Source organism: Olegusella massiliensis (genome assembly GCF_900078545.1).
Taxonomy (GTDB): Bacteria; Actinomycetota; Coriobacteriia; order Coriobacteriales; family Atopobiaceae; genus Olegusella; species Olegusella massiliensis.
This window is the reverse complement of the sequence record NZ_FLLS01000002.1, coordinates 132,606-156,855: the sequence shown is the minus strand read 5'-3', so window position 1 is coordinate 156,855 and position 24,250 is coordinate 132,606. Positions and strand designations below refer to the sequence as shown.

The window sequence follows — 24,250 nt, the reverse complement described above, 5'->3', positions numbered from 1 at the left end:
AAAATGCAGGATATGCTCGTATCGTACAAGTATTTGCTGTATTGGTGCAAGAACAAAGCATATCAATACTCATATAGTTCAGGTAACAAAGCAGGTTTGGCATTTGACAGTAATGGCGTTTTTTGTCTCAAGAACTTTGAGCCTCGTGAGAAAGGATCCCTTGTGTCAACGCATTCACTTGCAGCTTATCTGGATAAGCCTCTTAACGTTTGCACAAATCTCGAGCTATTTAATGCAGTGCTTAGGCTTACAAAGGATGCCTGCGCCGAGAGAGGCTACAACGAGGGAAAAAAGAAGCTCTACTATATCTCGGCAGAATTTCTTATTGGAAAGCTTCTCAGCAATAATCTCATCAATCTTGGCTTATATGAGGATATTAAAGACGAGCTTGCCGCTGCAGGAAAGTGCATTGCTGAATTGGAAGAGTTTGAGCACGAACCATCACTAGGCAATGGAGGTCTCGGCCGACTTGCTGCTTGCTTTATGGATTCTTGCGCAACTCTGGGTCTTCCTGCGGATGGTGTGGGCCTTGCGTATCATTGCGGTCTTTTCAAGCAGAGCTTCTCAGCAAACAAGCAATACGAAACTCCTGATACCTGGCTTACTTGGGGCCAAGAGAGCTGGATGAGTCGGTCTGCGCGTCACTATACGGTGCGGTTTGGTAGCTTTTCTGTGACCTCTACGCTCTACGATATGGACGTGACTGGCTATGATTCCAAGTGTGGACGCCTGCGTCTTTTTGATATCGATAGCGTCGATGAGCGTCAGATAAAAAATCGGATTGTCTTTGATAAAAGGCAGGTGGAGAAAAACCTTACGCTGTTCCTCTATCCTGATGATTCTGACGAAGCAGGACGTATCTTAAGGGTATACCAAGAGTATTTTATGGTAAGCAACGCGGCGCAGCTCATGCTTGATGAATGTATTGAGCGTGGTAGCAACCTGCATGACCTTGCAGATTACGCCGCGATTCAGATTAACGACACGCATCCCACCCTGGTGATACCTGAGCTTATTCGTTTGCTGCAAGAGCGCGGTATCGCTATGGATGAAGCCATTAGTATCGTGCAAGATGTATGTGCGTATACCAACCACACCATCCTTGCCGAAGCATTGGAGACGTGGCCTCTGCACTACCTAGAGGAAGTTGTGCCCCAGCTGGTACCCATTATCAAAGAGCTTGATGCTAAGGCTGCCAAACGCTCTGATGACCCCTTTGTTCGGATCATCGATGAGTGGCATAACGTGCATATGGCAAACCTCGATATTCATTTCTCACACTCGGTTAATGGTGTTGCTGCACTTCATACCAAGATTCTCAAAGAGTCTGAACTCGCGCCCTTCCATAAGCTGTATCCCGAGAAATTCAACAACAAAACAAATGGTATTACTTTCCGTCGTTGGATGGTTTCATGCAATCCCAGTCTTGCCGCATTAGTGTCTTCAAAGCTAGGAGAGGGATGGAAGAAGGATGCGGTGCAGCTGGAGGGTCTGCTTGCCTATGCACAAGATGAAGCATTCCTTGAACAGCTCATTGCTATCAAAAAAGAAAATAAGCAGCGATTTGCTACCTGGGTGCGCACGCACCAAGGCACCGAAATTGATCCTGACTCGATTTTTGATGTGCAGTCTAAACGTTTGCATGAGTACAAACGCCAGCAGCTCAATTTGTTGTGGGGTATTAGGCAGTATCAGCGCATTTGTGCGGGCAAGTTGCCTGACCGCAAAGTGACAATGATTTTTGGTGCTAAAGCGGCACCTGCCTATGTGATCGCTAAAGACATTATTCATGCCATTTTGAGTTTTGGTGAGGTGGTTGCAAGCGACCCTGTTGCTAGCAAGTATCTACAAGTAGTGATGATTGAAAACTACAACGTTACCGCTGCCGAAAAACTCATTCCTGCAGCCGATATTTCCGAGCAGATAAGCCTTGCCTCAAAGGAGGCCTCAGGCACGGGCAATATGAAGTTTATGCTTAATGGCGCACTTACTTTGGGCACCATGGATGGCGCTAATGTTGAGATTGCTGAGCTCGTAGGCACGAAGAATATTTATTGGTTTGGTGAGAGCTCAGATAAGGTTATTGCTCGCTATGCTCGGGGTGACTATAACCCTCAGGTTTATTACGAAAGTAGTGAGGATATTGCGGCTGCGGTTGACTTCCTTGTGGGTCCAGAGATGCTTGAGAAGGGTGATGAGAACAATCTGCAACGTCTGCGCAACGAGCTCATTGGTAAGGACTGGTTTATGACCTTCCCTGACTTTGAGAGCTATTGCCAGGTTAAAGATTGCGCACTGAAAGATGCGCAAAATCAACGTGCGTGGGCACAAAAAGCCCTGGTAAATATTGGTAAAGCAGGTTATTTTTCCTCAGACCGTACCATTGCGCAATACCAAGAAGATATTTGGAATCTGTAAATCTTTTATGGGTGAGTTAACACGGCTGTAGACCAAAGCAAAGCCAAGCCAAGACAAGCAAAGTGTTTTGCTTACGGTCTGCAGCCGTGCATTTTTACAACAAGTCGTGCACGCTTACAATAAATGTACGTTGTGGGCTTCGCAGGCGGCAACCATATCGTCAGGCCAAATGCTCGCCTGTACTTCGCCTATATGCACACGACCCAGCAACAACATGCACAAACGTGACTGTCCTATGCCGCCACCGATGGTGTAGGGCAGTTCATTTTTAAGCACCATACGATGATAGGGGAGTTCTGCTCTCTCAGGACAGCCTGCTTTTTCCAATTGGGAGCGTAGAGATGCCGCATCAACACGGATGCCCATGCTCGAAATCTCGAGCGCACGCTTTAAAGGCTCATACCAAAAGAGAATGTCGCCATTGAGCTGCCAATCATCATAGTCGGGCGCGCGTCCATCATGGGGTTTGCCTGAGGAGAGCTTCTCGCCGATACGCATCAAAAACACGCAGCCATACTGACGGCAGATAATATCCTCGCGCTCACGAGGAGAGAGGTCGGGGTAGCGCTGTAGTAGCTCTTCGCTGTCGACAAAGTGCATCTCGCTGGGCAAGTGATAAAACGCTTCGGGGTACTTGTACCACACCTCATGTTGCATGTGTTTGATAATGTGGAACACCTCAGATGCTGTTGCACGCAGGGTCTCTGCGGTGCGCTCTTCATGCGTGATGACACGCTCCCAATCCCACTGGTCAACATAGCAGGAATGGAGATTATCTAGCTCTTCGTCGCGGCGAATAGCGTTCATATTGGTATAGATACCTTCGTGAGGCTGATAACCATATTTGCCCAGCGCTATGCGCTTCCATTTTGCAAGTGAGTGCACAACTTCGATGGTTTCACCTGCTTTCCATGGCAGATCAAAGGAAACAGGTCGCTCAGTGCCATTAAGGTTGTCATTGAGGCCTGAGCTTTGCTCAACAAAAAGCGGTGCTGAGATACGTGAAAGATGCATTTCACGGTCCATCTCGCGTTGAAAGGTATCGCGAATATATTTGATTGCGTCTTCGGTTTCGCGAACGCTCATATGTGGGTCGTAATGTTCAGGCAGGTACAAGGCCATAAAGGATGCCCCCAATCGATGGTGCGGCAGTGCAGAGCTTAAAAGACATATAAATTGTCAATCAAGCTTATGCACGGATGCTTACGTGTTCGGTGAGACTTTACCTATGATAGGCGGATATGTGCAGCCTGGAACCTCTATTGTTTTCTTGATGAAAACATTTGAATACAAGCATACGCGTTCGATATATAACAACGTTTCTTTTTTGAGTGACTTCTGCACATAATGATTGCGAAAATAGCCTCGTCTGTATTTATGAGGAATCAATTGCGTATTGAGGAATAAATTATGCATTTGGGTACAGAGGGGAAATATATCTGTATATATACGTGGTGCTACGTTGCATAGCTAGGCGCTGGTCGTATGTAGCGCATCGCGTAGAGCGTCAACACGATCTGTTTGCTCCCAAGTAAAGTCGGGATCTTCTCGTCCAAAATGTCCATAGGCGGCGGTCTTCTCATAAATGGGGCGATGCAGCTTGAGATCTCGAATGATGGCTCCGGGCCGCAAGTCAAATACCGTCTTGATTGCAGCAACAATTTGCTGGTCAGACACAGCTCCTGTACCAAAAGTATTTACCGTAATCGAGACAGGTTTGGGTATGCCAATGGCATAAGCGAGTTCGACTTCGCACCTATGTGCTAGATGCGCTGCAACAACATTTTTTGCTACCCAGCGTGCTGCATACGCTGCTGAACGGTCTACTTTTGTGCAATCTTTGCCAGAAAACGCGCCGCCGCCATGCCGCCCCATGCCTCCATAGCTATCAACAATAACCTTGCGACCTGTGAGGCCTGTGTCGCCTGTGGGGCCACCTATAACAAAACGACCCGTTGGGTTGATATAAGTTTTGAGATTATCCCAGCTAAGACCAGAGCTTTCTAATACAGGCACAATAACGTAATCATAAATATCTTTACGAATCTGCTCGAGCGATACATTCTCTGCGTGTTGGGCTGATACCACCACCGTCGTTACCTCTTTGGGGATACCGTCCTCATAGCGTATAGTGACCTGCGTTTTTCCATCGGGCCTTAGATAGGGAAGAATTCCATCTTTGCGCACACGGGCTAATTGCTCTGCCATACGATTTGCCAGATGAGCAGGCATAGGCATGAGAACGTCCGTCTCATCGGTGGCATAGCCAAACATCATGCCCTGATCTCCGGCACCAATGCGGGAAATTTCGTCTTCTTCCAAACGAGCAAAACTACCGTCTACTCCTTGTGCGATATCGGAGCTTTGCCCATGAATAAGGTTCATGACACCACAGGTATCACAATCAAAGCCATACTCCGCATGGTCGTATCCTATGCGACGAATTGTCTCGCGAGCTATCTGTTGTACATCTACATACGAAGCCGTGCGAACTTCACCAGCGATAATCACTGTGCCCGTCGTGAGAAGTGTTTCGACGGCACAACGAATGTTGGCAACACGAGCTGGGACACCGGTAGGGGAAATGTAGCCTTGGGACTCAAGTTTGGACTCCTTGGTGATGAGTGCATCAAGGACAGCATCAGAAATTTGATCTGCTATTTTGTCAGGATGTCCTTCGGTGACAGATTCAGATGTGAACAGATAGCTCGAGCGGGACATATAAAATCCTTTCCACGCTAAGAAGCCTTGTAAAGCAAGGCGACAAGCAAAAAGCTTACTTCTCAGCGGTCATAAGTTGGTCATACTTCTTCGCACGCCATTCCGCAAGAGACTCGTAGCTGTCATCAGCGGTATCGAGATTTACTTCCTGCAGGTCAGCTGCTGCACGGCCTGGACGTCCTCAGCGTTCAAACTTGTCAACATCACTGTCGGCCATACCCTGATTGATTGTAATACGTTTCTCATGCCATATTGCTTTGTTCATCTCGCGGTGTTTAAAAGCTGTCTTCTCAAGCAGACTATTGCAGGCGGCCTGTAATTGTCCCTGTCTTTCCGCTGCCTACTTGATAATGTACGCCATCACCAAAGAGCTCCAGGTATTGTAAGGTTTGCAAGTCTTGGCATAGCTGAGCAGTATCGCCTTCCTTATTGTCTTTGATATCGTGCCAACTGCCCGTGCTATCTTGGAAGCCCAGCATATTTATTGCATACATACCTTGATGCTGCATGACTAATTGGGCTTTTTGAAAATCACTCAAGGGCATTCCAATGAGTTGTGCAAGATTAGCAATGAGGAAGTTTGTGCTGGTATCGAGTATTGTTCCTGTCTTGGCGCCCGCAACGTCGTAGTTAGCATACATCAGATAGCTGGTGGTATGAGCACGCTGTTGGTGGACAAGCTCACTGGAATCGTTGGTCACAAGCGCATCATTGTAAGGCGCTGCAAGAGCTGGCTGATGGTCTCCAAAAAGCAGCAATACCACAGGGCGCTTGAGTTTAGAAAGCTTATCTATGAACTCTTGCAAAGCTTTGTCAGAGATATCCATCAGTGATAAATACTCATCGAGATCTGGATGATCAACGCCTTTAATTGTGTGGTGCTTAACGAGATTTGCTGGCAGCGCGTTGGTTTTGTATCCGCCATGATTTTGCATGGTGATATCTAAAATCGTCTGTGGTGCCTCATCGGCGTCGAGTAGCTCAAGAATTTTGTCATAGGTAGCGGCGTCGCTGATGAGATTGCGATAGCGTTGCGCGGCACCAAAATCAGGTTCAGAAAGGAATTGATCATAACCAAAGGCAGGATAGACAATATGACGATTCCAATTGGTCGCTAGATTGGGATGCATGGCATTTGCTTTATATCCAATGGATTTGAGTTGGCGGGCAAGATTGTCGACGCGAGACATGTCATAGACCATATAGGGATAGACGCCCGATCCCATAAATGCCATCGAGCAGCCCGTGAGCATTTCCCACTCACTGTTGCAAGTGCCGCCACCATAAGGGGAGACGTAGAGCTTTCCTTTTGCAAGACCACCTTCGAATGAATTAAACCACTCGGGGCCTTTATAGCTCCCATCCAACTCATTGAACAATGACAGATCGGAGAAGGACTCATTCATAACGACGACCACGCTGGGTTTGAGTTCGTCAAATTGCTTTTCTGCGGCTTTTCTTGCCTGCGTGTTGCCAAAAATATGGGCGTACTGCTCGGCATACGAAGCTGAGGAATCGGGTGAAATTGTGGCGTTTTTGCTCGAGCTTTTCTGCTCGGCTGTGATGGCGGCGGCAGTTTTTTTGATTCCACCTGCGCCACATGCGTTGAGGGTAGCTAACATACCAGCAGTTCCGACTGCTGAAATAAAAGTACGACGAGAAATATTGGTGTGGATAAATTCTTTCATGAAAATGCCCCTTGAGATGTAGCTGGCAATCGAAAACATGCGAACAATTACAGAAGTGCGAAAACACAGAACCCTGAGCCATATAGCGGGTTATTCAGCCTCGAGCAAAGAGTTAGGAGTTGGTGTTGCTTGAGGATGAAGAGTCTGCATGAGCGAGATTTTCTTCGTATTTGTTAGCGTAGCCTGAAAGAAGTTTTTCGGCTTCTTCTTTGGAATAACCTTTGGGCTGAACGGGACGGAAAGACTGAATTTGCGTGACAAACGATGAAATAAAGCCTTCACGATGGTAGCTGTCGAGCGGAATCCAAGCGTTGTATTTGATACCAGGAAATTCTGAAAAACTTACTGTTGTTGCAATAAAGACGGCTATACCAGCCATGATGAGTCCGCCAAAAGTGTTGGCTACAAACGCAATGGCAGGCCTTTTTGCATGTTGTGGCTTTGGTGTTAGAGAAAGTACAACTAGAGCTAGCGCGAATACGGCAAATGAAATGAGTACTCTCTCATTGAGAACATAGCTATAGCTGCCACTTACCGTAGCTGCCGTGCCGAGTGCAAGTATGTCGCTCGCAATGATGGGCACACCTTTAAACGACACTACAAAATATTCTGCAAGGCCGGCACATTCAAAAAGAAAAGCTGCAATGACAGCTCCTGCACCACTGCGTTGAAAGAGGAGATGAAATATCAGAAATATAACGAGAATAATGACATTTTCGAGAATAAGACCCTCTATCCAAAATCCGGCGATAGCTGGATTAGAAGGCAATTCAATAGCTATGAAAGTCAAAAAAGTTCCAATAAGCAGCAGTCCAATTTCTAACAGCAAACGCTGGTAAGCAAAAAGAGTGTTGAATGCTGCGCGGATTTGCTTGTTATAAAGCGAAACGATGGCAGCTATTGCAAGCACACTCGTGCATAAGATGGCTGGCAACCAGTGGGTTTGAATGAGTCCAAAACCTGCATATACGCTCAAAAAAAGAAGTAATGCAAGAAAAATACCCGTCCATATCCACGAAATTCGATTCAGTTGGGGTAAAAAGTGAAAGAGCTTTTGTGGGACAAACTGAGCAAGAGCTATTACCAGCCCTACAACCAATAAGCCAGAGAAAAATATCAAGAACATACTTTTCATCCTCCAACGGCGTTAGCCTGCGTTCAAAGAAATCCGCATAAGGATAGCCTTGCCTAACTTATTCTGCTATATAAATTCAGTCATTTAAGAGTATGTAAAGGGAGAAATAAGAAACTCTGCATAGTACCTACCAAATCGCAGGATTTGACATGGTCACGAAGCAAGTTCAGAGCGAGGCGCCTCATTGAGCATGAAGTTATATACGCAAAAAATGTTCGCCATCCATCAGTAGGAGGTGCTATCCAAAAGAAAAACAGGTAGATGGTCTATCCCATCTACCTGCGTCTTTTGTGGTGGGCGTTAGAAGATTTGAACTTGTGACCTCTTCCGTGTTTTACGATGATTCTGTTAACCCTGCGTATACCCTATGCGTACATATGGGTACCTCGCTGTTTTATCGTTTTGGTGTACTTCTGTGTACCTTCGTTGTACCTACGTGAACCTGTTTTAGACCTTACTTTTTTCGATGACGTTTGCCATGCTCGCAATGTCCGAGACGTCCATGTATGCCTTCACGTTGATGGCCTCCGTGTGGCCAAACCATGCGGCACGAATCTCGGCGGGCACCTTGGCTTCCATCCACATGACGTTGAGCGTGGCACGCCATACGTGGGTGCTCACGTCATGGAGCAGCGGCACGTCGCAGGCGTCCGCCATCTCGTCGTAGAGCTTGCGCATCGCAGCTTGTGCATTCTCGCGGTTCCATTCGCGACCTACTACGGCCACGCGGCGCTTTTTGCTGTCTGCGCCTCGCTCCATGACGCCGCCGGGTGAGTTGAAAACCCGGTCTGTGGGGGCGCTGAGCACCGCTGAGCGGTCTTTCACGCGTTCCGCTGCTCTCGGGTCGAGGCCGTAGATGGTACGCCCCTTGTGGGTCTTCGAGACTTCAGGTCGGACGGTGATTAGCACGCGCCCGTCGGCGTCCTCCCCCACGTCGCGTTTCTCCAGCGCCAAGCCCTCCGCGATGCGCAGTCCGGTTGTGGCCTGCGTCGCGGCTAGGTCGAGCGCGACCGCGCGTTTCAAGATTGTGTCCGGTCGTGGCCTGTACGCGCGCTTCTTCGACGGCCATCCGTCGGAGGGGGCGCACGCGAGCAGCCATTCGACGCACTTACGGTACTCAGCCTCGGTAAGGGCGTTTCCGGATGCCGACCGGTCGACCGACGCCAATTTTCACTTGCATTTGTTCTCTCAGCGCCTCACGAAAGATGGCCGTCTCGCGGTCGGTGAGACATACAACAAGGCGTCGCGAAAGTCCGCGTTACACAAGGTGTTCGTGCGCGAGATGCGCGCGCGTGGTTGGGACATGGAACCGCACAAGACGCGTCAAGAAAAGGTCAACGACGGGACGTACGAGAAGAAGCAGTCCGGGCGCTCCGCGAACGAGTACGCGCGCACGGAACGCGCGAAGCGGGAAGCACGCGCTGAAGAGCAAAGGCTGACCGCGAAGGCGCAAGAAGTCGAGGCCAAGAATACCGAAGTCGAAGCCGTGAAGACAGACGCCGACGAGTACGCGATGAAGACCAAGACCGCCGCGAAGACACACGCCGAAACGATCGTGAGCGACGCGCAGACAGAGGCCGCGACGGTGACGGCAACTGCACGCCAGACCGCCGCCGACGTGACGCGTGAAGCCGAGGCCTCACGTGCCGCGATGCTCGTCAAAGCGCAGTGCGAAGCCGACGCGGACACTGCCGCCGTCGAGGCGTCCGAAATGACACGTGCCGCCAAGGAGTACGCTGACGCCATAGGCTTCAACGGCGTGAACGCGGACACGAAGGCCGTCCCGCGTGCCGTCAGTATAGCAATCGTCGGCGTCGTGGCCGAGGTATGGCCGAGGTATGGCCGTCCGGCGCAAAGGCTCTCCGCGACCTCTCACGCAACAATAAGTTCGCGGGCATCGTGTCGGGCATCGGTCGCGCGTGGATGGCGCTCGGTGGCCGCGTCAGAGACGCACAGAGGGCATGCAATGCTCAGACCCGTGTCAATTGTCCAAGCAACGGTATCGCGGGCGTCTGAGAACGCTGAGCGTATCCATGGCACGCCTCGGGGAGGTCTCGGTTATCCCGGCGAGTGAGTTTACAGATACGATTTGAGCCAATCTGGCATGTTGGGGTCATCGCGTGACCAAGAGTCTACGAGCTTCTCATCATACCCCCAGTTGCTTTCGTCTCCGTCGAAGAACTTATAGCGGTGGCACTTGTACTTCTTAATGGTATCGCCTTCAAGACGATACTCGTTGTAGTAGTAGTTCTGCTTACCGTAGCCCTTCCACTCATTCGTTTGATAAATAACCGACATGTCTGCTCTCCTTTTGCCTCGGCGCAATACCTATGGCTTTCATTCTATTCGCTCGCACCGTCATGTTTCCTTAGCTGTGAGCTAATTCTCGGTGGACGTTGAAAGTCCCCACGGCGTGCCGTCCGTAGCACGTCGGAGGGACTTTATCGCATCATCGTGTTTGCCCGCGTACCGTTCGAGTACCGCTATCGGTACGTGGTTCACGTTTTTTCGTGTTCTACTCTCGGCGGGCGCTAGCCCGCCGAGGCATCCGTTCTCGTGCATACGGGTCGCGAGTTTGGGAGCCTCCGGGATGAGTTCGCCTTTTCAGTTTTATCTTACTTTTGAGCTTACCTTGCTGTTTTAAACGAAAAGTAGAGACCTCAAATTGAGGTCTCTACCTGCGTTTATGGTGGGCGTTACAAGATTTGAACTTGTGACCTCTTCCGTGTCAGGGAAGCGCTCTCCCCCTGAGCTAAACGCCCGAATAGGTAACTGCAAAGTTATAAGCGGGGGTGCTCACATGCAGCAGAGAGTATCTTACGCGAATGTGTCTCTGTATGCAAGAAGAATTTTTCAAATGAAAAACTTTGGCTGTGCCTTGATCTTGTTGTGCTTGTGCTACAGAACGGCTCACTGTTACACATTATTGATGCCGGCGATATGTGGCATGAGTGGGAATGGTCATATATTGATAGATATTGATAGGTCCACTGGACCCTTATTCGTTCTCGGATATGATGTGTTTTTGCAGATGTATAGTGGAAACGATGAGCAACAAACAACAAAAGGGGGCAGCGTGTTCAATTTTACTTACTATGCACCAACGAAGATTCACTTTGGCAAAGGTCAGATTTCTCATCTGGCAGAGTTGACTGAGAGTGGGTCGCGTGTACTGCTGTGCTATGGTGGCGGTTCTATCAAACGGAATGGAATTTATGCTGAGGCTCTACGCGTTATGGGCGAAGCGGGACTGACGGTCTTTGAGTTGCCTGACATCGAGCCCAATCCTCGTATTGAGACAGTGCGTAAAGGCGTTCAGCTATGCCATGACGAACACATTGACATGGTACTTGCTATTGGCGGCGGCAGCTCGATTGATTGTGCAAAAGTAGTGGCTGCAGGCGCTTGCTATGATGGAGACGCTTGGGATTTGGTATTGCACTGTGAGCTTATCAAGGCAGCGCTGCCTGTATATGCTGTGCTTACTATTGCTGCTACAGGTTCTGAAATGGATGCGTTTGCAGTTATCACAGATCTCAGCAAAAACGAGAAGTGGGACGCCGGTTCACCTCTTTTTATCCCCAAGATGGCTGTGTTAGATCCGACTTATACGTTCTCGGTGCCAAAGCATCAGACGGCAGCGGGTACTGCAGATATGATGAGTCATACCTTTGAGAATTATTTTCACTTTGAGCAGGGCTGTGAGTTGCAGGATTCCTTTGCTGAGAGCATTCTTAAAATTTGCATTAAATATGGTCCTATTGCGCTTGAGCAGCCCGACAATTACGAAGCACGCGCCAATCTGATGTGGGCATCCAGCCATGCGATTAATGGTCTGATTTCTGAGGGCTGCTCGCCTACGTGGTGCATTCATCCCATTGAGCATGAGCTCTCTGCTTTTTATGACATTACGCATGGCGAGGGTTTAGCGATTTTGACACCAGCTTGGATGGAATACATCCTTGATGACAAAACCGCACCCGTCTTTGCACGTTATGCGCGTAATGTGTGGGGCGTAAAGACTACAAACGACAAGGAAGCGGCACGCGAGGCAATTAAGCTAACACGTGAATTCTTCTTTGAGACGATGGGCATGCCTGCCACACTGAAGGCGGTAGGTATCGAGGATGATATCCACTTTGCTGAGATGGCAGAAAAAGCTGCTAAAGGTAGCCGCGGTTCATTTGTTCCTCTGTCCGTGCAGGATATTGTTGAAATTTATCAGTCTTCACTTGGCTAAGCATTGCATAGGGGCATGCTGTGGGCGAATCATTGCCCACGGCATGCTTTTTTTATGTGGGGATACGTAGCTCTGCCTGCTTGCACAGCCTGCCAAAAGCCACGAACTGTTTCAAGCAGCCCGGTCCTACTTGCCAAACGCCACGGATCATTTCAAGCAGACCAGTCCTACTTGTCAAACGCCACGTTCTATTTCAGAAAAAATGTCAAAAGCCACATTCTGTTTCAAAGGGCCTGACGTTTGCCCAGGTAGATTTTTCTCGCGTGAAATGAAACGTGGCTTTTGGCTAAAAAAGTGAAGTAGAACGTGGCTTTTGACACCTGCCTTGAAGTGGCATGAGATGAAACGCGGTGGCTGATTCACATAAAAGGAGTTTAGAAAGAAAAAGGCCCCCAAAGGGGCCTGGAATTTCTGGTGTCGGAGGCGGGACTTGAACCCGCACGACCTTTTAGTCAGTCACTAGCACCTCAAGCTAGCGCGTCTGCCAATTCCGCCACTCCGACGTGGTTTCAAGCGAGGAATATAGTATCACGCTCACAGTATTTGGCAAGTCTAAATTTTGATTGGTTGTGGATTTTTTTCGACTGCGCAGGCCTCTCTTGTGAAGGAGCAGTTGAACGGCGTGTTTTTTTCGGCATCTCGGGTACAGTAATTCTTTAGATGCAATAAAAAAGTAGCTGAGAGGGGAGGGTACATGGAGATTCGTTTCAAAAAGAAGCCTTCGTCGAACTTTGTACCTATGCCCCAGTCAGCGGCTAAGCAGGGAAACGTTACCTTACAAACGGCCCCTAACAAGCAAAACAATACAAAGCCGCAGATCCCTGTTACCAAGCAAGCTACCACTCCACAATCTAGTTTTACAAAGCGGAGCAAAAAGCTTCGTCTCAAGGTGTCTGGCGCCACCGCCACGAGCAAGGCTCAGCGCGAAACTCGCGATCAGAGCATGGGTCAAGCGCGTAAAGGTCTTATCTTTATCGGTATCGCTACGATTGTCTACGCTCTTTATCTCGTGTTTTCTGGACAGATGGACGAATTTTTGACGGCGATGGCAGGAGTGCGTCGTCGCTGGGTCGTTGCAGCTATGCTTGCATATGTCGTGTATTTCTTCTGGGGTGTACTGGCATATTTGCTTGCGGTTATCAGTGACCGTAAAAGCAGAATTGGTATCCGTGACCTGATGAGTGTTGAAGCCTCGGGTATCTTTTTTTCCAACCTTACGCCAAACGGTGCTGGTGGCGCGCCAGCACAGATTTATCGCCTCACTCGTGCAGGACTTTCTGCGGGTGGAGCGGGCGCAGTGCAGTATACCCGCTTCATCATGTATGAAGCGGGAGAAGGCATTTTTGCCGCATTGATGCTGCTTTTTCGTTGGGAATGGCTGACAACCACCTATGGCAATGTCACGTTTATCGGCATCATTCTTTTTGGATTTAAGGTCGTTGAGGTCGGTGGCCTTTTGCTGGTATGTCTCCGCCCTGGTTTTGTGCGTCGTGCAGGTAGCTGGATTATTCGCTTTACTTCGCGTCGTGGTTGGATGAAACGAACCGATCATTGGACTGATGTGGTGACGGTACAGGTGGGGGAGTTTTCCTCGGGCTTTCGCCAGGCGGCAGGCAATGTGCGCAATATGTTGATGACCCTAGTCGTTACGATGTTGCAGCTTGCTTGTCTGTATTCCTTACCGTGGTTTGTCGCCCGCGCCTTTGGTCACCAAGCAGATCTCATTACCTGCATGGCTTGTGGCTCGATGCTTGAGCTTTTGACGTCAGCTGTACCGTTGCCAGGTGGCGTTGGTGGAGCTGAAGGTGGTTTTACCGTGCTCTTTTCACCTATTTTTGGTACACAGGTGGCTGCGGCTTTTGTCGTTTGGCGTATGGTGGAATACCTTTTGCCCATCTTGGCGGCAGCCCCTCTCCTTGGATTGCAGTCCAGTCATACTGAAAGCCTTGCCGTGCGCTTGAATCGTCTGCGTTATCGTCTCGCACACGACTATTCGCAGCTTAGAGCAGGAAAAAGTTTCAGTCGCCAAGAGGATGTTACCGTCGATCTTCGCAAGGCCAACTCCCGCGCCAAGCAGCGCAAACGTATATCATAGAGACGGATTGATTCGAGCCTGTCAGCTGTGTGGTAGATAGCTCGTTTTTATAGGAAGCAGGACATTTTGGCTAAAAAGAACTACTCACCTATACGGACCACACGCGGAGCGAGTGTACCTGCGATTCTCGAAGCTCTGCTTGGCATCGTGTTGATTTGTTTGGCGGCTTGGAGGCTTGGTGCTGACCAGTCGCTTGCACCGGGATTTATTGCAACGGTATGCTACGTTGCATTGCTTTTGGTAGGTGTTGCTTTGACTTATTTGGGCGTGGAGCGTCAGCGTGATGCAAAGCATTTGGCTGGCGATAACGAAAGAGAACAGCGCCATTAGACTTAAAGGATTGACAACGATGGCTTTCGTCAAATTTTGTGACGTGCGCAAAATATATCAGATGGGTTCGGTCGAAGTTCGTGCCGTCGATGGCATGAATTTTGAAATTGAAGAAGGTGAACTCTGCGTTATCGTAGGCCCATCGGGTGCGGGCAAGACAACTGTGCTTAATATGCTCGGCGGCATGGATTCTTGCACATCAGGCACAATTTTGCTTGATGGTAGCGAAGTTTCGGCTATGAACGAGCGTCAGCTCACTCAGTATCGTCGTCATGATATTGGTTTTGTTTTCCAGTTTTATAATCTCGTGCAAAATTTGACGGCGCTTGAAAATGTTGAGCTTGCAAGTCAGATTTGCCGTAATCCCTTGCCAGCAGAGCAGGTGCTTGCTGAAGTGGGACTCGCAGATCGCCAAGATAACTTCCCAGCCCAACTATCGGGTGGAGAGCAGCAACGTGTGGCAATTGCGCGCGCTTTGGCCAAAAATCCCAAGCTGTTGCTTTGTGATGAACCGACGGGTGCCTTGGATTATCAAACAGGTCACCAAGTACTTAAGCTTTTGCAGGATAGTTGCCGCAAGAGTGGACGTACCGTTGCCATCGTGACGCACAACTCTGCCTTTACACAGATTGCTGATCGCGTTATCAGTGTTCGTGAGGGTCGTGCAAAAAGCGTTGAGCTCAATGCCGCGCCTGTCGACGCAATGTCGCTTGAATGGTAAGTGTGGGGGCAGCAATTATGACAATACGTCCTCACAACAGCCACAGCTTTAGGCGAGAAGTGATTCGCTCAATTCGCGGATCATTGGGACGTTTTTTGGCGATTATGGGTATCGTTGCGTTGGGCTGTGGCTTTTTTGCGGGCTTGCAGATGGCTGGTCCCGACATGCGCGATGCAGCTGACCGTTGGTATGACGGAACGCGCCTTTGGGATTTGCGTATTGTTTCTACGTTGGGCTTTTCAAGTGATGATGTTGCTCGCATTGATGCGACCCCAGGCGTTGAAGTCTCGATGCCTGCCAAGTCTTGCGATGTCATGATGAGCATCGGAAATGCACAAATTGCAGCACGTATTACCTCAATTGATGTGAATGCAGCGCTTGCATCAGAACTTACAGGCCGTTATACCGTAGCTTCCAAGGATGCGCGCTATCTTAATCGTCCAATGCTTCGCGAGGGCAGGTGGCCCAAAACCGCGGATGAATGCGTGATTTCTGCAGATGCAGTAGGACATTTCAAGCTGGGAGATACCGTTGAAGTGCTCTACGGTACTGATAATTTGAATGACATGCTTGCAGTGCAGCGCTTCAAGGTAGTGGGCACGGTAAGTGCCTCTGACTATCCATATACGAAAAACTTTGGCTCAACGACGTTGGGCACAGGACAACTTGACGAGTATCTATACGTCCGTGAAGTTGCTTTTACCCAGGACTTGCCTTATACGCAGGTCTATGTGCGGGTGCGAGGTGCTGAAGCGCAGCTGAGTGAGTCTTCTGCCTATGAAAAGGTGGTTGCTAAGGTCGCCGGGCGCCTGGAGGATCGTGAAGGCGAGCTTGCTCGTTTTCGCCAGAAGGATCTTATACTTGAGGCACAGACCAAACTTGATGATAAACGCGCAGATTTTGATGCTCAGCGCTCAGATGCGGAAGCAAAGCTCGATGATGCACGGCAACAACTTGTTGATTCTCGCAGCAAGCTTGAGGACGGCGAGACAGAATATGCCTCGGGCAAGAAAAAGCGTGATGATGGCGCGGCAGAACTCAGCCGTAAACGCAACGATGCTCGCAAGCAGTTTGCTGAAGCAGAAAAGAAACTAAATGAGGGTAAAAAGCAGCTCGATAAAAAAGAAACAGAGTTGTTAGCGAGTCTCTCTAAACTAGATCCTGCCCCAAAAGATTTGTCTTCTGCAAAAGAGATAGTTGCAAACAATCTAGAGCAGCTCAATGCTGGTATACGGCAGCTCGATCAAGGAATTGATCAGTTGAAGCAAGGCATTGATGGTCTTGCTCAACTAAAAGACGCTCTTGTCCAGGCACAAGCTGTTGTCTCTCAGCTAGAGCAGGCCAAACTACAACTTGGTCTGGCTTGGACAGACGAGCAGGAACAACAGCTCCTCGCCGCAAAAGCTCAGCTTGAGAGCTTACAAACGCAGCTTGACGCGCTCACAACTCAACTGGGAGATAATCCTGAAGCAAAGCTTTCCCAGCTTGAGACTCAGCGCCAGCAGTTGGATGCTTCCCGCAGTCAGCTGACTTTTGCTAGTGAGGGCATCGATCAGCTACAGACCGCCAAATCAAAACTTCAGTCTGGTTGTGATGAACTTGCGACACAGAAGGATGAAGCTAATAAAAAACTTGATGCGGCACAGGCAAAGATTGATGACGCAAGTACGCAGTTAAGTAACTCTCGTACAAAGTTAGACGATGCTTGGACAAAGTATTATGACGGTAAAGCAAAATACGAGCAAAATCGTGCTGATGCTGACAAAAAGTTTGCTGATGCCGAAAATGATTTTGCTGAAGCTCAGCGCAAAATCGATGAGATAGAGCTACCTGATCTTTATGTGCTTAATCGTACAAAGAGTGAGGGTGCGGCAACCTATCATGCAGATGCGCAACGTATGGATCATATCGCGCGCGTATTTCCTCTCATGTTTTTTCTCGTAGCTGCTCTTGTATCGCTCACTACGATGACACGCATGGTTGAGGACGATCGTATACAGATTGGCACCTATAAGGCGCTGGGCTTTAGTACCGCAACGATCGCGAGTAAGTATTTAGTCTATGCAGCTGCAGCAAGCATTACAGGCGCGATAATCGGGACCTTGGTTTTGACTCAAATTTTGCCTTCGGTTATCACGGGCTCTTATTCGATTATTTATGCTGTACCTGAACTTAAAGTTCCCCTGCCTATCGACCCTGTAATTGCGCTTTTTTCAGGAGGGCTGGGTGTTGGTGTGACCCTGCTTGCAACTTGGGGTGCTGTGGTCTCCAGCTTGCGCTCTACGCCTGCAGAGCTGATGTTGCCACGTGCGCCCAAGGCGGGAAAGCGCATTCTTTTAGAGCGCATAAGTCCCATTTGGCGCCACTTGTCCTTCTCATGGAAGGTTACTTTTCGCAATCTCTTTCGTTATAAGCGTCGTTTCTTGATGACAACGATTGGCATTGCAGGTTGTACGGCTTTGCTGCTGGTGGGCTTTGGCCTTCATGATTCAATCTGGGATATTATCGATCGACAATTTGGGCCTGTGGTGCACTATGACACGACAGTCGGTCTTAATGACAGTTCGACGACGGCCAACGTAGATGCAGTAGCAAGCTATCTTTTAAACTCAACGGATGCGAGCCATCTGGTACGTGCTCGCCAAGAAAACCTACAGGCGAGCTCTGCTTTTTATGGGAACAAACATCTGCGCACGCAAGTCATAATTCCGCAGGATGCCAAGGAGTTTGACAAGGCAATTAGCTTCCAGGATCGCTTGTCAGGACATAACTTAGACTTCAGCGATGATTCAGTTTTTGTTACTGAAAAAGCCGCAAATTTATTAGGCGTTTCAGTGGGAGATGAGATTGAGTTATACAAGCAGGACGCTATCGGTAGTGCGGTAGGAGAACCTCAGCGTCTGCGTGTTACGGGTATTGCGGAAAACTACGTAGGCAATCTGGTATACGTGGGTCGTGCGAGCTGGTCAAAAATTGGCGGCGCGCTGACAGATGGCAAGGATGCTGCCAATCCAGTCTTTTCTACGATATTCTTTTCTCGTGCTGCTGATACTAACAAAGGAAAACTTTCTGCCGGTCTGCATGATTTGACTGGTGTCGCGACCGTTGAATATGTGGATGAGACTATTAACACCTATCGCTCGATGCTCTCGGTTGTTGATAAGGTTGTTGTCGTGCTGATTGTTTCGGCAGCAGCGCTGGCATTTATTGTGCTTTACAACCTGACCAACATTAATATTGAGGAGCGTAAACGTGAGATTGCTTCACTCAAGGTTTTAGGTTTTACTCGTCGCGAGGTTGATGCCTATATCTTCCGCGAGATTGGTATGCTTGTGATTATTGGCGATATTGTAGGCCTCATATTGGGCACCTTCCTCGAGCGATTTGTAGTAACTGCGGCCGAGGTTGACTATGTGATGTTTGGCCGCCTCATACATCCGGCCAGTTACGGCTTTGCATTTGGTCTGACGCTGCTCTTTGCAGCTGCGGTTCTTATGATGATGCGCCGCAAGCTGGATCGTGTGGATATGGTTGAAAGTCTCAAAAGTGTGGACTAAGAACGCATTAGTACATGCCGTAGCGTACTCATTTTGCAGGGGGATAGCATGATTAAGCTCGTATTGACCGATATGGATGGCACCGTTGTGCCTTTTGGTAAGATGAGCGTTTCTGATCGCACGATTGCTGCAGCTCACAAGCTGCTTGATGCAGGAATTGCCTTTGGACCTGCGACGGGGCGCTTGTCTTTTGATCTTGCCTCGTATTTTCGCAATGATGCCGATTGTTATCAGACGGGCGTTTTTGCCAATGGCAAGATGGTGCGTTATCAGGGTGAGACAATCTATTCTCAGCCAATGGATCCCAAGCTGATGAATCGTTTGGTCGAAGCTCTGCGAGATGTGGATGATTGCTTTGGCTTTATCTGTACTCCCGATGAGAGGGGAAATAGTACGTTTTCTGCGGTCGAGACTACTCGTGCAAAAATTTTGAGCATGGTAGATGACACGTTGGTGTCTCCCGATATTGCAATTATTGATGAGCTTCCTGACCAGCCTATTTATACGATGAGCATTCTTTTTGGGGACTCCTTAGGTAGCGTTGAGCAAGCAGCGCAAAAAATGCGAGATATTGTTCCTGAGTTTGATTTCGTTTGTCCGTCCCCCCATGTTTTTGATGTGCTGCCTCGAGGGCTTTCCAAGGCTGATGGAGCGGTGGCGTTGATTGACTATCTAGGGCTAAGCCTTGATGAAGTTGTCTTTTTTGGTGATGCAGATAATGACGTCACGATGCTTGAGCGTCTCACGCAAACTTTTGTGGTGTCAAACTGCTCGGACGCTGCACGCAAGTTGGGACGCTGGATCATCGGAGATGCATCTGATGACGCTCCGGCTCAGATTATGGAAGAGATTGCTGCTAGTGGGGGTCAGCTTCCTGCTATTGCTCGCTAGGGCTTGTTGTTTTTAGTGCTGCATCCACCTCACCTAGAAGCTCTAATCCTCGCTCTTCTAGCATGAGTGACTTTGCATGTGTGGCAAAACTTACAGGTCCATGTGCCGACACAAAGTGCATTGCGGTGGTATCGCACGCAAGGTGGGAGCAAAAAACAATCATTTCCTGACCGTCACCAAAAGCTCTCTCAAGAAAAGCGAGGGCACGATCCAAACGAAGCGCGGTTTCGTTGCACATAGCTGCAGTTGTATGTACTGCTTCGTTAAAGCAAGATTTTGCGCTATCAAGACAGATTTGCTTGTCAGCGCCTGCCATCACCCTACGAGCAACTTGCTCACGTAGCTGTTCGAGCAACTCAAGATGATGTAGAAAGACAAGTTGGCGTTGGCCATGACTACCCCGAGAGCGTCCATCTTCGTAGCGGTGACGAAGCTTATTGAGAATTTCGTCAAGCAGTGCAAGTGGCTGAGCTTCGGTTGACTCGGTGCAGCTGCTCTGCCAGCTTATAACGTCCTCACGTAGAGCATGGAGCGCAAGTTCGGTGGCGTCTGTCTCGTGGAGCTCTGCGGTGATAGCTGCCAGCAGTAGATTGACCACCGCAACACGTTCGTCAAAGGCTGCATCTCGCGCTCGAGTGTAGATTTTTTCATCAAGCTTGCCTGACAAAATATCAGCAACTTTATAGTCATCCTCGTATTTGGCAAAGAGCTCAAAATAGAGGTTGAAGTCTTCTGCAACCTCGCGATCCTGCAAGTACTGCGAAATGAGCTCGCTGTCAACTTGCAGATCCTCGTGGGAATAAGCTTGCATCATACGTGAGAGATCTTCCCAGCCGCGTGCCGTTACGATGCGGGCATCGGTGCCCGAGGGGCGGACGCGGTAGAAGTTTGTTGGCTTGCCCTCAAGGTAGCTGGTAATAGCTGGGTGAATACCGTGGATGCGGGCATAATCCAGCCATATATCAAGGTCGGGTTCTACATCAATTTTTTTGAGACGGTCCATCATTGCAGGATCAAAGGGGCGAGCAGCGCGATTGTATTCGGGTGGGTTGCCTGCGCATACAATGGCCCAACCATCGGGCAAGCGATGCTGTCCAAAGGTTTTGTACTGCAAAAACTGCAGCATAGCAGGGGCTAAGGTTTCGCTTGCACAGTTAATCTCATCAAGGAAGAGAATGCCTTGGGACTCACCTGTGTCCTCAATTGCGTCGAAAACTGCTGCAATAATCTCGCTCATCGTGTAGCGAGAAACACGGAACTCTTTGCCTCCAAAGTTGGAGCTTGCGATATAAGGAAGGCCAAGTGCACTCTGGCGCGTGTGGTGGGTAATGGAATAGCTTACAAAGTTGATATCTAGACGATCTGCAATTTGCGCGACGATGGCGGTTTTGCCGATGCCTGGAGGACCCATCAGGATGATAGGGCGCTGCATCTGAGGTGGAATGCGCCACATGCCATGTTCGTCTTGGCTTAGATAGGCCCGTACTGCCCCTTCGATTTGTTTGCTTGCTTCGAGTATATTCATCGCGTTCCTCCTTGAGCGGTGTGTGTGACTTGCCTGTTTTTGCGTTTGCCATAGACAGATAAAGATTCGAATTCGCCTGGATGAAGTACTAGTTGCTCTGCCCAGGCAGGGACAATTTCTGGTCGATGGTCTTCATCGTAAAAGACAAATGCACATTTGAATGGCGGTGCTTGACGGGGATAAATACCCCAGCCATCGGTGAAATAAACTAAGCCTCGCAGGTTGGTAAATTCACCTTCCTGCCAAAGTTGTTGCACATAGCGAACGGCGGGACGAAAGTCGGTACCGCCTAGTCCGCGCAGCTCTATATGATTGCGCCAACGTGCAAGGTCAGCTGCATTGTTGATACGAACGTCAGATTGAACGCGGGTGTCTGCCTGAATAATATGGATACAGGCCCGCTCAAAAAAGCCGCCTTCGGTAGTGAGTACATCGTATGTGGCATCGATGAAATCTTGCACAACTTTTTTGGTAACTGAACTAGACGTGTCAATAACAATTGCAAAGTCACGAACACGATGTTCTTGGCGATATTCCAGAGGTTCTATCAGAGGCATGTCGTTGTAGAGCTCAAGTCCATAAGTATAAAAAACGTAATCAAACTCATCTTCAGAGAGACGTAAGTCTTCACTTTCAACGGCAAATTGACGGAGAAATTCACGGTAGTCGCGCTGTTTGTGGTGAGAAACTTCAAGAGATCCCATAAGAGTTTGCAAAGAAGTACCTTGATTGCGGGAAAGTGTTTCGAGATCAACCCGCATTTGCTGGGCGATGTGCTCCCATGTTTTTTCAGCTTCAGAGGAAAGTTCGTTGAGCATCTCGCTTGATTGGAGCTGGCCTGAGATATGCTCATCGCTGGAGTCATGGGAGCTGCTATCGGCGACACTCGAACTTTGCTCGCTCTGTTGGGCAATCTCAGACGATGTACCCTCATCTTCTGTGGGCTTGCTGTTGGATTGCTTGTTATTTGGAGATTGCGAAGAGCTTTGCTCTGACGAGTGCCATGCTTGATGACTATCTACCAAAAAAAGTCGAGACCAGTGCGCAATTTTTTCTTTGTGTTGTCCACGAGCAAAAAGATGATAAATCCGCTCTGTTGTGAGTGGACCGTTAAGTTCCGATGCTACAAGTCGGAGAATTTCAAGACGCTCGCTCTCAGATGGATCGCGCTCAGCTTGACTATAACTGGTGGGAAGTTCAGTGGTTGTTTTGGGTATGATGCCCGTCTTGTTAAAAATCTCTTCACAAAGTGCCCAGCAGACCATATCCGCCGCTACATCCCAGAGCGCATGCTCAATCTCGCCCACAAAAGGATGGAGCAAAATGCAATGCAGCAGAGTGTGTGCATATTCGTGTGTGGGCAATTTGCGCGTCCGCGCAAAATTGCCCAACAGAATTTCGGGGTTTGCCCATAGCGTTGTACCGTCAGTTGCCATCGCACAGGGAAGTTGCTGTATTTGTGGTCGCAATACCCCTGTTGCTGAAGCCAAAAAAGGTGCTGTGGCGATGATTTGGCTGCGAGTAAGTTCTAGTACTTTGTGTGCGAGAGCCGTATGCTCTGCATTTTGTTTGTCATCTATCCCTTGAGGTATCAAGATGCCACTCATCGCTCACCTCCTTGTAAGTACTTAGAATATTTTATGTATCCATCGTCTCACAGTAAGCAACAGAATCAATAGTCTTTCGCGCCTCGGTCGACTATAGGAGAAGGTCGTTTAATGAGGAATTGGGAGTAGCTACTGTATCTGTTGTGGCAATGGCGCTCAGCAGCCAGGCAACAAGTTCTGTTTTGCCCGCTCGTGAGGCTGCATCGAGTGCACGACGGAGTTCCTTTATGCCGACTTGAGCTAAACTTGACCAGCGTTTGACCTGATCCATATCGCCTGCTGACGCGAGCACTTCAAGCAAATAGGCGATTTGCTTTTCACGAGCATCTTTTGCAGCAGAAAGATTAATTGCCTGGGCCAGTTGTTGTACCAGCTCAAAATCTTTACGTAGCCAGCTGAGTTCCTCGAGTGCCGCAAAAAACGCAGAGGGTTCCTCCATACAGATAAATTTCATGACACGTATGCTGCCTCGGGGGACAAACATCTTGCGCATCAGCTCAAGGAGACGCTCATCACCAAAATGTGGGTCATAAGGATGTAAGCGATGCAATTCAAGTAGGTGATGACAGAGCGTTAAACACTCCCGCGCAATCTCTTGATCTTGTTTGTCATGGCGCAAAGCATGCCAGGCGCGGACCAATGATGCACGAAATAAATCGCAAAATACCGTTGCGGAAAACCTCGCTTCTTGGGCAAGGGTAAGTACAGTTGCGCAGCAACGCGCAATATCAAAATTTGTTTCGTATGGTGCACCGCATAGCTGCTCATGATCATGGGAGGGACGAAAAACTTCGGTAGCAACAGTAGGGTCCATAGGATTGAGCAAAAAAGTTACACTACGCCGCGTGAGAGCAAAACGGGTAAGTGCCTCATCGGAGTGCAACAAAACCCCAGCCCAATGGGGGTGGCGGGGAGAGGCAAGCAAGTCTACTTCACGAGTAAGTAACTCACGCGCCGCCTCGACTTGCGCATAGCGCAGCGCCAATACAAGCGCCCAACTCTCATAGATAAAAGGATGTGTATCACCGGTGATTGTGCCTAACGCGCTATATAGATTTGAAATGCGCGCAACATCGCCTGTTGCTGCCGCACGTTCTAACTGATCAACACAGGCAATGGGCGAAAGCTTACGCAGCTCTTCTAAGTTGATACCTGAAGCGTCTTCGATAGCTGACTGTTGATATTGCTGAAACTGAGTGTTGCTCACAGGCTACCCCTCTTATGGTTGTTCGCTGAATTGAGATTAGGCGTTTGTCCTACTTTTGTGCAAGAGTCCAGCTTAAGACATCGGCCAAGCGTGCGCCTACCGTGTGCATTGGCCG

17 protein-coding genes and 2 tRNA genes are annotated in these 24,250 nt (G+C 49.1%); 8 read left to right on the top strand and 11 right to left on the bottom strand.

The features are described from left to right. Positions 1-162: 162 nt before the first annotated feature. Entirely contained in the window at positions 163-2,418 is a 2,256-nt protein-coding gene (locus BN4314_RS00945; protein ID WP_021735016.1) for a glycogen/starch/alpha-glucan phosphorylase, read from the top strand. Between the two features lie 114 nt (positions 2,419-2,532). Here BN4314_RS00945 and asnA read toward each other — a convergent pair whose 3' ends face one another. The 5 genes from asnA to BN4314_RS00920 all read right to left on the bottom strand — a co-directional run bounded on the left by asnA (position 2,533) and on the right by BN4314_RS00920 (position 8,985). Continuing rightward, positions 2,533-3,504 carry an aspartate--ammonia ligase gene (asnA, locus tag BN4314_RS00940; RefSeq protein WP_232309694.1) on the bottom strand — a complete coding sequence of 324 codons (972 nt, stop codon included), beginning with the start codon at positions 3,502-3,504 and terminating at the stop codon, positions 2,533-2,535. Positions 3,505-3,888: 384 nt separating this feature from the next. Next, the gene (metK, locus tag BN4314_RS00935; protein WP_068539304.1) at positions 3,889-5,139 is read right to left on the bottom strand and encodes a methionine adenosyltransferase; all 1,251 of its coding nucleotides are present in this window, start codon (positions 5,137-5,139) and stop codon (positions 3,889-3,891) included. 299 nt (positions 5,140-5,438) lie between these two features. Continuing rightward, the gene (locus BN4314_RS00930) at positions 5,439-6,827 is read right to left on the bottom strand and encodes an LTA synthase family protein (protein WP_068539301.1); all 1,389 of its coding nucleotides are present in this window, start codon (positions 6,825-6,827) and stop codon (positions 5,439-5,441) included. 112 nt (positions 6,828-6,939) lie between these two features. Continuing rightward, the gene (locus tag BN4314_RS00925; protein ID WP_068539299.1) at positions 6,940-7,953 is read right to left on the bottom strand and encodes a hypothetical protein; all 1,014 of its coding nucleotides are present in this window, start codon (positions 7,951-7,953) and stop codon (positions 6,940-6,942) included. 456 nt (positions 7,954-8,409) lie between these two features. Next, complete coding sequence (locus BN4314_RS00920) at positions 8,410-8,985, bottom strand: site-specific integrase (protein ID WP_187369520.1); 576 nt, start codon at positions 8,983-8,985, stop codon at positions 8,410-8,412. Between the two features lie 4 nt (positions 8,986-8,989). Between BN4314_RS00920 and BN4314_RS00915 the strand changes: the two genes are divergently transcribed. Then, the gene (locus tag BN4314_RS00915; protein ID WP_187369519.1) at positions 8,990-10,036 is read left to right on the top strand and encodes a hypothetical protein; all 1,047 of its coding nucleotides are present in this window, start codon (positions 8,990-8,992) and stop codon (positions 10,034-10,036) included. Between the two features lie 2 nt (positions 10,037-10,038). Here the strand turns inward: BN4314_RS00915 and BN4314_RS00910 are convergent, their stop codons facing one another. Both BN4314_RS00910 and BN4314_RS00905 read right to left on the bottom strand, forming a co-directional pair. Beyond that, on the bottom strand, positions 10,039-10,260 hold the full coding sequence (locus tag BN4314_RS00910) for a hypothetical protein (protein ID WP_068539294.1): 222 nt from the start codon (positions 10,258-10,260) through the stop codon (positions 10,039-10,041). Positions 10,261-10,649: 389 nt separating this feature from the next. Beyond that, a tRNA-Val gene (locus BN4314_RS00905) sits at positions 10,650-10,724 on the bottom strand. Positions 10,725-11,038: 314 nt separating this feature from the next. Between BN4314_RS00905 and BN4314_RS00900 the strand changes: the two genes are divergently transcribed. Beyond that, a complete protein-coding gene (locus tag BN4314_RS00900) occupies positions 11,039-12,202 on the top strand; it encodes an iron-containing alcohol dehydrogenase (protein WP_068539292.1) in 1,164 nt (387 codons plus the stop codon). Between the two features lie 412 nt (positions 12,203-12,614). Here BN4314_RS00900 and BN4314_RS00895 read toward each other — a convergent pair. Further along, a tRNA-Leu gene (locus BN4314_RS00895) sits at positions 12,615-12,705 on the bottom strand. Positions 12,706-12,896: 191 nt separating this feature from the next. On the opposite strand from BN4314_RS00895, the gene BN4314_RS00890 reads away from it, so the two are divergent. From BN4314_RS00890 to BN4314_RS00870, 5 genes are all read left to right on the top strand, one after another. After that, on the top strand, positions 12,897-14,297 hold the full coding sequence (locus BN4314_RS00890; protein ID WP_068539290.1) for a lysylphosphatidylglycerol synthase transmembrane domain-containing protein: 1,401 nt from the start codon (positions 12,897-12,899) through the stop codon (positions 14,295-14,297). A 66-nt stretch (positions 14,298-14,363) separates the two neighbouring features. Beyond that, positions 14,364-14,627 carry a hypothetical protein gene (locus BN4314_RS00885; RefSeq protein ID WP_021734861.1) on the top strand — a complete coding sequence of 88 codons (264 nt, stop codon included), beginning with the start codon at positions 14,364-14,366 and terminating at the stop codon, positions 14,625-14,627. 19 nt (positions 14,628-14,646) lie between these two features. Next, positions 14,647-15,348: an ABC transporter ATP-binding protein gene (locus tag BN4314_RS00880; RefSeq protein WP_068539288.1), complete on the top strand. Its 702-nt coding sequence runs from the start codon at positions 14,647-14,649 to the stop codon at positions 15,346-15,348. 17 nt (positions 15,349-15,365) lie between these two features. Beyond that, positions 15,366-18,905 (top strand): ABC transporter permease, encoded by a 3,540-nt coding sequence (locus BN4314_RS00875; protein ID WP_068539286.1) that lies wholly within the window; start codon positions 15,366-15,368, stop codon positions 18,903-18,905. A gap of 48 nt (positions 18,906-18,953) precedes the next feature. Next, complete coding sequence (locus BN4314_RS00870) at positions 18,954-19,796, top strand: HAD hydrolase family protein (protein ID WP_068539283.1); 843 nt, start codon at positions 18,954-18,956, stop codon at positions 19,794-19,796. On the opposite strand, the gene BN4314_RS00865 is transcribed toward BN4314_RS00870, so the two are convergent. From BN4314_RS00865 to BN4314_RS00855, 3 genes are all read right to left on the bottom strand, one after another. Next, complete coding sequence (locus BN4314_RS00865; RefSeq protein ID WP_068539281.1) at positions 19,783-21,321, bottom strand: ATP-binding protein; 1,539 nt, start codon at positions 21,319-21,321, stop codon at positions 19,783-19,785. The two genes, BN4314_RS00870 and BN4314_RS00865, sit on opposite strands and share 14 nt — an antisense overlap. Further along, positions 21,318-22,928, bottom strand: a complete 1,611-nt coding sequence (locus BN4314_RS00860; protein WP_068539279.1) for a vWA domain-containing protein — start codon at positions 22,926-22,928, stop codon at positions 21,318-21,320. Before BN4314_RS00860 ends, BN4314_RS00865 begins: the two co-directional genes overlap by 4 nt. A gap of 91 nt (positions 22,929-23,019) precedes the next feature. After that, positions 23,020-24,135, bottom strand: coding sequence for a hypothetical protein (locus BN4314_RS00855; protein WP_068539277.1), 1,116 nt, complete (start codon positions 24,133-24,135; stop codon positions 23,020-23,022). Positions 24,136-24,250: the final 115 nt, after the last annotated feature.

What these genes read in the sequence shown, in the direction of transcription:
- BN4314_RS00925 (WP_068539299.1), bottom strand. Translation starts at nt 7,953, where the DNA reads ATGTTCTTGATATTTTTCTCTGGCTTATTGGTTGTAGGGCTGGTAATA.
- BN4314_RS00865 (WP_068539281.1), bottom strand. Translation starts at nt 21,321, where the DNA reads ATGAATATACTCGAAGCAAGCAAACAAATCGAAGGGGCAGTACGGGCC.
- BN4314_RS00890 (WP_068539290.1), top strand. Translation starts at nt 12,897, where the DNA reads ATGGAGATTCGTTTCAAAAAGAAGCCTTCGTCGAACTTTGTACCTATG.
- BN4314_RS00870 (WP_068539283.1), top strand. Translation starts at nt 18,954, where the DNA reads ATGATTAAGCTCGTATTGACCGATATGGATGGCACCGTTGTGCCTTTT.
- metK (WP_068539304.1), bottom strand. Translation starts at nt 5,139, where the DNA reads ATGTCCCGCTCGAGCTATCTGTTCACATCTGAATCTGTCACCGAAGGA.
- BN4314_RS00910 (WP_068539294.1), bottom strand. Translation starts at nt 10,260, where the DNA reads ATGTCGGTTATTTATCAAACGAATGAGTGGAAGGGCTACGGTAAGCAG.
- BN4314_RS00930 (WP_068539301.1), bottom strand. Translation starts at nt 6,827, where the DNA reads ATGAAAGAATTTATCCACACCAATATTTCTCGTCGTACTTTTATTTCA.
- BN4314_RS00880 (WP_068539288.1), top strand. Translation starts at nt 14,647, where the DNA reads ATGGCTTTCGTCAAATTTTGTGACGTGCGCAAAATATATCAGATGGGT.
- BN4314_RS00875 (WP_068539286.1), top strand. Translation starts at nt 15,366, where the DNA reads ATGACAATACGTCCTCACAACAGCCACAGCTTTAGGCGAGAAGTGATT.
- asnA (WP_232309694.1), bottom strand. Translation starts at nt 3,504, where the DNA reads ATGAGCGTTCGCGAAACCGAAGACGCAATCAAATATATTCGCGATACC.
- BN4314_RS00860 (WP_068539279.1), bottom strand. Translation starts at nt 22,928, where the DNA reads ATGAGTGGCATCTTGATACCTCAAGGGATAGATGACAAACAAAATGCA.